This is a genomic window from Marinobacter sp. G11, assembly GCF_021282325.1.
Taxonomy (GTDB): domain Bacteria; phylum Pseudomonadota; class Gammaproteobacteria; order Pseudomonadales; family Oleiphilaceae; genus Marinobacter; species Marinobacter vinifirmus.
This window is the reverse complement of record NZ_JAJSPB010000033.1, coordinates 23,634-34,350: the sequence shown is the minus strand read 5'-3', so window position 1 is coordinate 34,350 and position 10,717 is coordinate 23,634. Positions and strand designations below refer to the sequence as shown.

Sequence of the window (10,717 nt, the reverse complement as noted above, 5' to 3'; positions counted from 1 at the left end):
GGGCACTGAGACTTCGGAGTAAGAAGAGAAACCCCGCGTCGCTACGCTCCGATGGGTGGCAGCCTTGCTCCGGTCCGGGTGGCAGGCTTCACGTGGAATGGGTGGCAACCTTCAGCGGTTTACGCAGCTGGCCCGAGGCTTCATGTATTTGGTCGCCATTATCGACTGGTACAGCCGTAAGGTGCTGTCCTGGCGGGTCTCCAATACCATGGACACAGACTTCTGCATCGATGCCCTGGAGGAAGCCCTACAGCGCCATGGAACGCCGGAAATCTTCAATACTGATCAAGGTGCCCAGTTCACCAGTGAGGCCTTCACAGGCGCTCTCAAGGAGCATGGCATTCGGATCAGCATGGACGGCAAGGGCTGCTATCATGACAACATCTTCGTGGAACGGCTCTGGCGCAGCGTCAAGCACGAGTGCGTCTACCTCACAGCCTTCGAGGATGGACGCCACTTGAAGCAGGCGCTCCACCGGTACTTCCGGCATTACAATCAGGCCCGGTACCACCAAACCCTTGATTACCAAACACCGGATGAGGTGTACTACCAACAACCCATGACCCTGGCAGCTTGAGCCGGGAATACAGCCGGATCAGAGCTTAACTGCACCTTCAGGCTGTCCAACTGATGGGGTCCACCTCAACGCCGGTATTTCACCCGCTCTTCTTGCCTCGCTCATCCAATGCCGGACCATGTTAGCGGTGAGACCGTTATCCAGCGAAATCCGGGAAACGGACGCTCCGGGCTTCAGACATTCAGCGACTATACGAGCCTTCAGCTCTTTGGAGTAACGACGACATTTTTGATAGGGCTTGGTTACGCTTACGTTGGTCATGTTAAGTGTCCACTTAAAAATAAGTGGACACTATCCTGACGGCAGCGGCGCATGGCTCAAGATGGGGTTACCGGACGGTTGCGACAATGGATATGGCGGCCGCCCGCTCAGTCCCTTGGAGTAGTAACGGGCTACCTTTTTCTCCAGCTGCTTCTACGGAATCAGCTTGTCCATCCGTTCCAGAAAGATTTCGCGGCGGGTTTTGCGCTTCTTGGTCTGGCACTTGGCTTCCGAGAAGGTGATCTGATCCATGTACTATGCGATTGACGATGGCTGTATTATCCCTGATTTTGGGGATTTATTCAGATTCTCCCGAACTCAAAACTAACCGGTTTCACCGCCGACTCTAAAATTCTGATATCAATCAGAGAGCTTGGTTTCGTTATACAGCCCTAGCGGTCCCAAAACATCTTCGTTGTGTTCACCTAGAGTAGGTATACCGCCAACCACCTGTTTGGTAAGACTAAACTTGGGGGCAGGTGCGGGCTGCAACACTCCGTCAATACAAATGAAGCTCTCACGCGCCTGGTTATGGGGGTGATTTTCAGCCTCAGAAAGGTTCAAAACCGGCGCGAAACAAGCGTCTGTTCCCTCCAAAATCGAACAGCATTCAGCCTGCGTTCGGGAGCCAAAAAAGGCCGCCATCTTCTTCTTCGCTCTCTCCCAGCGACTCTTATCGTTTTGATCCACAAAATCCGGATCATTACTAAAACCACAGATTGAAATTAGCTCATGATAGAAATTAGGCTCTAATGCTTGAACAGTTACGAAGCGATCGTCGGCGCACCGATAAGTGCTACACCACGGAGCAACACCACTGAAAAAGTCATCACGCTTGCCATCGCCAATGACGCCCTGTTCCCTCAAGCTGGCCAAAAGCATCATGTTATAAATAACACCATCTGAGATGGCCGCATCAATCACTTGACCTCTGCCAGTTTTATTGACGTGAAAAAGTGCGGAGAGGATACCGAGCGCCAAAGACATGCTCCCCCCACCAACGTCACCTTGCAATGTCGGAGTGGGGAATGGAATGTCCCCTGGCAAGCCGCCGTAAGAAAGGGCTCCCGTGATAGCAGAAAAGTTCAGGTCATGCCCGGCAGACGGCGCCAACGGCCCCGTCTGCCCCCACCCAGTCATCCGGCCGTAGATTAGTCTTGGATTTTTTTTGAGGCACACCGCTGGCCCAATCCCCAATCTTTCCATCACGCCAGGGCGGAAACCCTCTACTAGCACGTCAGCCTTTGCAACCAAGCTTAAAGCAACCTCAACATCACTAGGCTCTCTGAGGTTTAGTGTGACTGACTTTTTGCCTCGCTTAAAAAACGCAGCCTTTCCCATCATCGTAGGATCAACTGCTGCGGCGTTTGAGTTCATAACTTTGCGCTCTATCAGCACAACTTGAGCACCCAAGTCAGCTAACAGCATACCTACTATCGGTGCAGGACCGATTCCTGCGAACTCAACAACTTTGACTCCCTCAAGAGGCCCCATAAAAACTCCTAAATTCCGAGGTGCGTTCGAGCGAAATGGCATTTAATTCAGCCGTGTTACTTTGCTCTTGTAGCCAAAAATACTAACCAAAAATCAACGACCTTCCCCCCCTCGAAAGGATGGTGCGCCAAGACTAAGCCCATGGGGAAAGGACCGGGAACGAGGCTTAATTTATCAGTTTAAGACTCTGAGCCCTTTTTAAGGCTTGGGTCCGGCTGGAAACTCCCAATTTGCTGTAGAGGTTTTTTAGATGCCACTTTACAGTACCCTCGGATATCCCTAACAGGTTAGCAACCTCCTTATTAAAGAGCCCCTCCCCTATTAGCTCCAGAATCTCACGCTCCCTTCCAGTCACCTCTGATGCATTCAAGAGCTCGAGATCTGAAACATCGGCCCGTGAGGGGTCAGATTCAAGATCCTTGTCAGCGATGCCTAACAATTTTGGTGCAGGCTCCATGCTATTTATTAAGTATTCAATGTAAGGCCTCAACCTCATTTCATCCGTTTCTAAACTTGAAGCAATATTTTTTAAAAGACACTGCCCACCTTGAAGCTCATCTGCGAAGGTCCTGCACATGCCTTGCGATTGCCCGAGTTCCAGTGCTGGAATTAAGCTTTCCTTAGCCTTCTTGGTTTGGCCAGCTCTCCACTCTCCAAGCGCGACCAGCATTCTGAATTTAGCGCTACGATAAAGCGCGCCTTGACCGTCTAGAACAGCAATACGCTTATGAAGCTCGCCCGTAAAATTCTTAGATGGCTGACTAAGGTGCTCAATTCTTGCCTTCGATATTAACCAGTCATCATACAAAATCCCTTTAGCAATAGCGTCCAGGTTCACGGTATCAAGATACTGTTCGAAACGCTTTAGCTCCTTAGCTGCCGATACTCCATCACCGTCCCAAATATCAGACTGAATACGTTCTACATAACAATGGCCTTCAACTCGGACCCAGCCTCTTTTCATGGCAATCTTTTCGAGCTTATCAAGTAATATCCAAGACTCTGATTTTTCTCCACGCAGTTTGCTGATTCGAGCAAGGAGCGAGTAAATGGTTTGTGCGGTTATCAATAAGCAGGCATCCAAAGAGCCCGTCATTGCAGATGCCAATAACTCCTCGGCTTCCTCTATCTCGTTACGTTCATAGCAAATCTCGGCCAAGCTGGCGATTGCCGTCACGGAAGCCATGGAACGTCGACCAGCAATTTTTTCAGAAATAGCTAAAGACTCTTCCAACACTGCCCTAGCCCTTTCTAAGCGTCCGCGCCAGAACCAGCTCAAGCCTTCAAAGCCCTTTCGGTATCCCTCACCGAAGTGAAGATTTTTCGTCATTCGAGCAGCTTGTTGCTGCAATTCGACTAATTCATCGAAGCGCATTTGATGGAGATAGATATAGCCCAAGACATTGAAGACGACTTCGTACTCAAATCTATTGAGAGCTCTAGGCGCCTTCATCAATGGCTCCGCAGCGGCTCTAGCGTCTTCCAACCGGTCCTCAAGTAGTGCCAGTAACGATGACGTTGTCTTTAGTTGAGTTCGTAAATCCTCTTTTCTTTCCATCAAATCAACATCATCGCTGTTCTGTAAGTCAGACTCTATCTCTTGAAGTAACCCATGGATGGGAGGAAGCTCCATCATTAGCATCTGAGCCCGAACTATTGCCAAGCGCAAGTCAATATTCTTGCTCAACTCATGCTCTGGTATTTGCTTTCCCCAGTTGACCAGTGTGCCCGTTCGGCTTTGTTCGAGCATTTCCGAGGCACAGCGTTCGATGAACGTTTTCGCAAGACCTGAATTTCCAAGGGCCAAAGCATGACTCACTGCTTCAGCCCACAACTCATGAGCGACGAACCAGTTGCAGGCAAGGCTATGAAGTGCCCTTACTTCTTTTGCACCTAACTGGTCCAAACGCTCTTGAAGAAAATCAGAAAATAAACGATGGAACCTGAACCATTGATTATCATCATCAAGCGAAAATATAAACAGGTTCAGCCGAGACAACTCCTCTAAAAAGGCACTCCCATCGTTCACCCCAGCAACTACCTCGCATAGCGATGCATTGAAGCGCTCAAAAATTGAGCAGCGTACAAGGGCTTCCTCTAACTCTGAGGGTAATAGTTCTATCAATACCTCATCGAGGTAGTTTCGAAGATCCCTGGATCCGCTTGCGAGTTCATTAAGGAATTTTGTAGGCTCTCTGCGAAGCCTTGGCGACAAAGCCGCCATTTGTACGCCAGCGACCCACCCCTCACTGACTTCGTAAAGGAGTCTCGCAACATTCTTTGGTAGATTCAGCTCAACAACTTCGCCTAAAAAAGTCTCAAGCTCACTAAAATCCATGCGAAGATCAGAGACATCTAAACTTAACAACTGGTTTTCCAGCTTCAGTCTAGACAACCGTAAAGGGACTTCTGATCTGGTTGCGATAATGATGTGAAGGTTGTCAGGTCGATTCTGAATCAGGCGCGACATTAATTCATGAATTTCAGGATTTGTAATGCAGTGGTAATCGTCTAATGTAAGAAGGATTTCCTCTCGAGAGGCCGCTAACTCGGAAAGAAATATCGCTTCCACTGTTTCAATCGATAAAGGCGGCTCAGAGTTAATTGCTCTAACAGCCTCACTGCAGAAATTCGGCTTCGCTATAGAAAGTGAGGCAATGAGATAAGACAGGAATTGCCTTTCAGAGTTGTCTTCTTCTGAAAGACTTAACCAAGCTACAAGTTTATCGCCACCTCGATACTCGTCTACCCATTGACCTATGAGCGTAGTCTTTCCATAGCCAGCCGGCGCTTGGACCGAGATCACAGCATATTTCAGGATTGATTGGGCAAGACTCCCCAGCCGCTTGCGGTAAAATAGTGGCTGAGACCTTCTCGGCGAGGAAAGTTTGGTCGGAATCAACGGCAGACGCCAACTCGAATTCAGATGACGCCGTATGCCGTGTACAGATTTTTGTTGCCTCATTCCAGCCCACCTAGTGTACCGTCTGGTTAATTTGCATGCTTCACCTCGATTAAGCTCAAGCTTGCCCATGCCAGTGATGACGTAATGGGTTCGATGGTTTGGTTTTGCCAGAAAGGCTTTGCCAGTTTTTCATTGTGAACCGTGGTGTACTTTTAATTGCAGACTTCAGTTCCACAACCCTGAAGAATACCCACCAATAAAGCGCGCATTGCAACTATTGGCACTAACCAAACCACCCCTCTACCGCATTCAGCCAGGACGCGCTCAATGGCGTGAAATCAGCTTTAACCAAAGGGGCTTAGTAGCCCGCTGGGCTTTACCCTCTGAGGTGTTGTGAGTATAGGTGCTCTCCTCTATCACGTGCAGACCCTCTGGGTTTTCGATCAATCTGTCCCAATAGGTCTTGCGCCCCTTTGACGCAATGACGCTGGGTGATATGGCCAAGTTCTCAGGAGTGGCTGGGGCACCTTGTATGCGCCCCAGCGTCGCCTCCGATAAAGTGCGACTATTTAGAGAATATATTCACCACAGCCGTAGCTTCCTCAACACCATAAAGGCCTCCACCATTTTCTTGAATGGCAATTCGAGCACCCTCAACTTGCCTTTTTCCAGCTTCCCCTCTCAACTGGGTGACTAGCTCATAAACTTGCCCAATTCCGGTCGCGCCAATCGGATGGCCTTTAGATTCCAGTCCGCCTGACGGATTAATGGGAACTCGGCCACCTATCGTGAACTCGCCGGCTTCAGCAGCCCATCCCGCCCCGCCGTATGGTGCCAGTAAAAGATTCTCCGCCTGGATTATTTCCCCCATCGCGGTCGCGTCATGAACTTCAGCCACGTCGACATCGGTTGGAGCAACTCCAGCCATTTCGTAAGCATCTTTGGCAGCCAAAGCAGTTAGGTGATTTTCATAATCCTCGAAGCTTCTATTTGAGCTCGAACGAACAACACTACCAAGCAGCCTAATGGCTCGGGAACTGTCTCCCTTAAGCCTCTTTAGCCCTTCGGCGTTGCACAGCACTGCAGCCGCCGCGCCATCAGAAATCGGAGCGCACATCGGCAATGTAAGTGGGTAGGTTATTGGGGGCGCAGCCAAAACCTCTTCGATAGTGTACGCAACCTGATACTGTGCGAGAGGGTTATGTACGGAATGTTGATGGTTTTTAGCTGATACAGCAGCGATTTGTCGCTGAGTTGTACCGAACTTTTTCATATGATAACGGGAGAACGCGGCATAGACATCCATAAACATGGAATATGGTCTGGGAGACTGGGAGCCCTCCGGGCACTCGACCCCCTCCCCCATCTCTAACAGGATATCCCGGTTATAGTCTACGGTTTCTACATCCCACGCAGAGTCAAACGCCGCAAACATCTTTGCCTTATCAGGGCTGTTCATCTTTTCTACGCCAACAGCAATTGCGATGTCACACGACCCGCTCCTAATAGCATTCTGAGCCAGATGAAGCGCAGTGCTAGCAGATGCACAAGCCCCCTCCAAGTTAAAAATTGGAATGCCCTCAAACCCCATAGACCGCAACGCAACGTGGCCAGGTATCATGTGTTGATCATGCATAAATCCGACAACGCATGAGGCGAAAAAAGCTTGGTTTACGTCAGCCTTATTAGCACCGGCATCAGTAAGCGCCTGCTCTATAGCATCTTTTGCGAGATCCTTATAACTACGCTCAAGATGACGACCAAATTTTGTCATGCCGACACCGGCAATGAAAATATCTTCCATTATACATCTCCAAAAAACCTATTAAATAAGTCATTAGGCGGATTACTATAAATAAAAATTATCGCTCTACTAATCTTTTGTTAGGAGACTTTCCGGCCGCCTTTCCAGTATTTTTCGCGCACCTTCCTTCGCAAAACCTTACCAACAACACTAGTAGGAAGTTGATCGACAATAACTATCGATTTTGGCGCTTTGTATCCCCCGATCAGGCCTTTAACATGGGCCACTAGCTCATCTTCACCTACCTCGAAACCTTCGCGCAAGGTAACTTCGGCGTGAACAGCCTCGCCCCAATCCTCATGCGGGATACCAACAACAGCAGCCATTAGAACAGAAGGATGACTATTCAGTGCCGCTTCAACTTCATTAGCATAAATATTAAAACCACCAGAAATTATCATGTCCTTTTTTCGGTCAACCAAATAGATAAACCCCTTGTCGTCCATATATCCAAGGTCACCAGATTTCCAGAATCCGTTATCAAACTCATCGGCAGTTAGCTCCGGAGCATCTAAATACCCAAGACAGATACTTCGAGAACGCATCCAAATCTCACCAGTTTCGCCTTTTGGGACCTTCTCGCCTTTCTCGTTCACGATTATGCACTCAACACCTGGCGTTGGCTGCCCTGCTGAACTCAGCCTGACCTCATCTTCTTCTCTCTCGATGACGTGCTGACTCGTTCCCATGTTTGATGCAAACCCAAAATGTTCCGTCGAGCCATAACACTGAACAAAAATATTCCCAAGCTTTTCTTGCAGTTGTTTGAGCTTGCCAGCACTCATCGGTGCCGCACCATAGATAACGTACTTCAGTGAGCTCAAGTCTGAGTCAATATCAAGCATCCGATAGAGAATCGTTGGAACGAGAAACGTAATCGTAGCATTTTCATTTTCGATGTTTCTGCAATATACTTTCAGGTCAGCTTCGTTTTGTGTAATGGTGCAGCCGCCAGAATACAAAGTTGGCAAATACAACATTCCGCTGCCGTGACTAATTGGCGCAACATGAATGCATCTTGGGTTATCCATCCAAGCTGCTTTATCTTGCAACGCAAATGCAGTGTCACGACAGCTAAGCCAGTTATCAATACTGTACATTGCTGGCTTACCCTTACCGGTTGTACCGCCGGTAAACCGAATTATTGCGCAATGTTCTCTGTCATCAACAACTATATCTGGATTACGATCCGAGGCTTGATTTACTAAATCCCAGAAATATAAAACACCCTCAAAGCTCTCATCAGGCTCATCCATTACAATAATGGTAACATTGCCGTCTCGCAGCATCTTGTAATGAGAGTTTAGGAGCTCCTTTTCAATAAAGGCTACCTTCGCACCTGATTTCTTAACTTGCCAAGTATGCTCTTCCAAAGAATCTCTGAAGTTCGTAAACGCGCCGGTCACGCAACCCTTAAAAATAGTGGGCGCATGAAGCAGAGAAAGGTTGTCGTTATCCAAAATATTGATAAACCTGTCGCCGGCACTCAGCCCGAGAGATGTCATCATATTGACGATTCTATTCGTAAGCTGATGAAACTCTGTGTAGCTATATCGTCTATTGCGCTCAATATTTACGATAGCTTCGTTATCTCCAAACCGGTTTGCCAGCGCTTCCATTTGGTTACTAAAGTTAATTTTCATATTGCCTCCTACCCTACTGATACTTATTTTTGTATAAAACCATGAAACCCGGCTCTCTGTTTCTTGCAAACAGCAAAAAAACCCGCGCCTAAAATTACGTCGAGCGAAATTCCATTGATTCTGAATATCTACTTTTCTGCACTTTTACTCTTCCCGAATTGACCAAGAAAACTAGATGCGCAAAAATCTCTTCAAGCGCCAAATAACGACCAAAGCCTTTCGGGGCTCCCCAACCAACAAAAGGCATCAACTCCTCTGCAGTTCGCCACCGGTCAAGCATGTCGACTAACTTGTTCAGAAACTTATAATGATGCTCTAAGACCGCATCCACCCTAAGTATTGCGTTGAAAAATATCTTTTCATGTGCGGGCAAAACCAAAGCACTTGGAGCAACCCATGCCTTTAGATCAGTTAAGCTGTCAATCCATTTCTTTACTGGATTATCAGTCAAGCTTGTTACATTAGTGCCCACATGAGGTGTAATACCTGGAAGAACTTGGTCTCCAGAAATCAACACTCCTAGATCGTCGCTCCTAATACATATATGCTCAACAGAGTGGCCAGACCCAGACCAGACATCCCAGCATCTATTACCTATAACTAGAGAGTCACCTTTTTCAATAAAATTTATGCTCTCTGGCAGTGGCCCATAGAGCTTATCCATTACCTTTGAGTATTTCGTTAACTCTCGCATTTCTGTATCCGGGACCCCCAAAGCTCTATAGAAAGAATCTAGCTTTTCAAGGTCACTGGATAACCGATCAAGCTCGTCATGCTTGGCTTTGGATATTTCATTCTCAGAGGCATAGACTGGCACATCGAAATACTGCTGGAGCCAGCCAGAAAGACCAATATGATCAGGATGACAGTGGGTGACCAACAATCCAGTAAGCTTATTTGGACTGGGCAGTTTCTTTACTATTTCTAGCCAAAGTCTTTGATTAACCTCCGAACTTGGTCCGCTATCAATTGCAAGCCATCCATCTTTATCTTTAATAAGATAGATATTTATATGGTCGAGCTTTGAGGGAATTGTCAGCCTTGTCCAGAGCAAATCGTCACAGATAGAGACCAGCTCTCCAAATGCCGGAGGGTCTAGGTCTGTTATATTTCTGGGAGCAGTGCTTCTATTTGTCGTAGTCACGGTTCACCCTTAAATTAACTGATCAATTCTACTTATTTTTAAAAAGAGCCCCCCGTTGTGGAGGGCTAAAGGGACACATTTCTCAACACTATTTCGACTGCATGACTGTTGCGGCATCAAGACGAAGATATCGGCCATTCATATAGCCATTTTCAACTAAGAATGCGCAGGCAGAAGCAAACTCATCAACGTTACCCATCCGCTTGGGCGCTTCACACATGTCGATCAACGCGTTCTTCACCTTTGGATCCAGCGCATCTACCATCGGAGTTGCGAACAATCCTGGTGCGATGGAGTTTACGCGAACGCCTATTGCCACTAATTCACGGGCTGCTGGTATATTGATCCCGTTCACCCCTGACTTAGAGGCTCCATAAGCGCACTGTCCAATCTGGCCCTCCCAAGCGGCCCCCGATGAAACGTTGATAATGACGCCCCGCTCGCCAGCTTGATCTGGTTCATTTAGTGCCATTTTCTCTGCGCACTTAGCCATTACCGTATATAGGCCAACGAGATTGACGTTTATTACGTTTTTAAAATTGCTGATCGAGGACGCGACGCCGTTGCTATCAAGAATCTTTTTGGGAGCCACAATCCCTGCTGCGTTTATGTCCACATGAATAGCGCCAAACTTTTTCATCGTTGCGTTAAGTGCCGCATCCACATCCAACTCTTCGGTGACATCAGTTGCTATAAATATCGCGTTTTCATCACCAAGTTCTTCGACGGCAGCCATGCCGGCTTCTCGATTCATATCGAATAAGGCAACCTTAGCCTTTTTCGTTTTTACTAAATAGCGCGCGGTTGCCAGCCCTAAACCTGATGCGCCTCCGCTAATTACAACTACTTTATTTTCCAAATCCATCATCTACTCCTGCTCGAATACTTG

Annotated in this window: 7 protein-coding genes and 1 pseudogene; 1 reads left to right on the top strand and 7 read right to left on the bottom strand. The window is 47.8% G+C overall.

Annotated elements, in window-relative coordinates; all coding sequences use genetic code 11:
* Positions 1-118: 118 nt before the first annotated feature.
* A pseudogene (locus LWH94_RS16475) lies at positions 119-577 on the top strand (IS3 family transposase); the annotation flags it as partial.
* Between the two features lie 18 nt (positions 578-595).
* Here the strand turns inward: LWH94_RS16475 and LWH94_RS19660 are convergent.
* From LWH94_RS19660 to LWH94_RS16445, 7 genes are all read right to left on the bottom strand, one after another.
* A complete protein-coding gene (locus LWH94_RS19660; RefSeq protein ID WP_442915006.1) occupies positions 596-838 on the bottom strand; it encodes a transposase in 243 nt (80 codons plus the stop codon).
* Between the two features lie 360 nt (positions 839-1,198).
* Positions 1,199-2,332, bottom strand: coding sequence for a CaiB/BaiF CoA transferase family protein (locus LWH94_RS16470; protein ID WP_232902932.1), 1,134 nt, complete (start codon positions 2,330-2,332; stop codon positions 1,199-1,201).
* A 166-nt stretch (positions 2,333-2,498) separates the two neighbouring features.
* Entirely contained in the window at positions 2,499-5,297 is a 2,799-nt protein-coding gene (locus LWH94_RS16465) for a LuxR C-terminal-related transcriptional regulator (protein WP_232902931.1), read from the bottom strand.
* 505 nt (positions 5,298-5,802) lie between these two features.
* Positions 5,803-7,041: a thiolase family protein gene (locus LWH94_RS16460; RefSeq protein WP_232902930.1), complete on the bottom strand. Its 1,239-nt coding sequence runs from the start codon at positions 7,039-7,041 to the stop codon at positions 5,803-5,805.
* A gap of 80 nt (positions 7,042-7,121) precedes the next feature.
* On the bottom strand, positions 7,122-8,684 hold the full coding sequence (locus tag LWH94_RS16455) for a class I adenylate-forming enzyme family protein (protein ID WP_232902929.1): 1,563 nt from the start codon (positions 8,682-8,684) through the stop codon (positions 7,122-7,124).
* Positions 8,685-8,778: 94 nt separating this feature from the next.
* Entirely contained in the window at positions 8,779-9,828 is a 1,050-nt protein-coding gene (locus LWH94_RS16450; protein WP_232902928.1) for an MBL fold metallo-hydrolase, read from the bottom strand.
* Between the two features lie 88 nt (positions 9,829-9,916).
* Positions 9,917-10,696, bottom strand: a complete 780-nt coding sequence (locus LWH94_RS16445; protein ID WP_232902927.1) for an SDR family NAD(P)-dependent oxidoreductase — start codon at positions 10,694-10,696, stop codon at positions 9,917-9,919.
* Positions 10,697-10,717 lie beyond the last annotated feature (21 nt).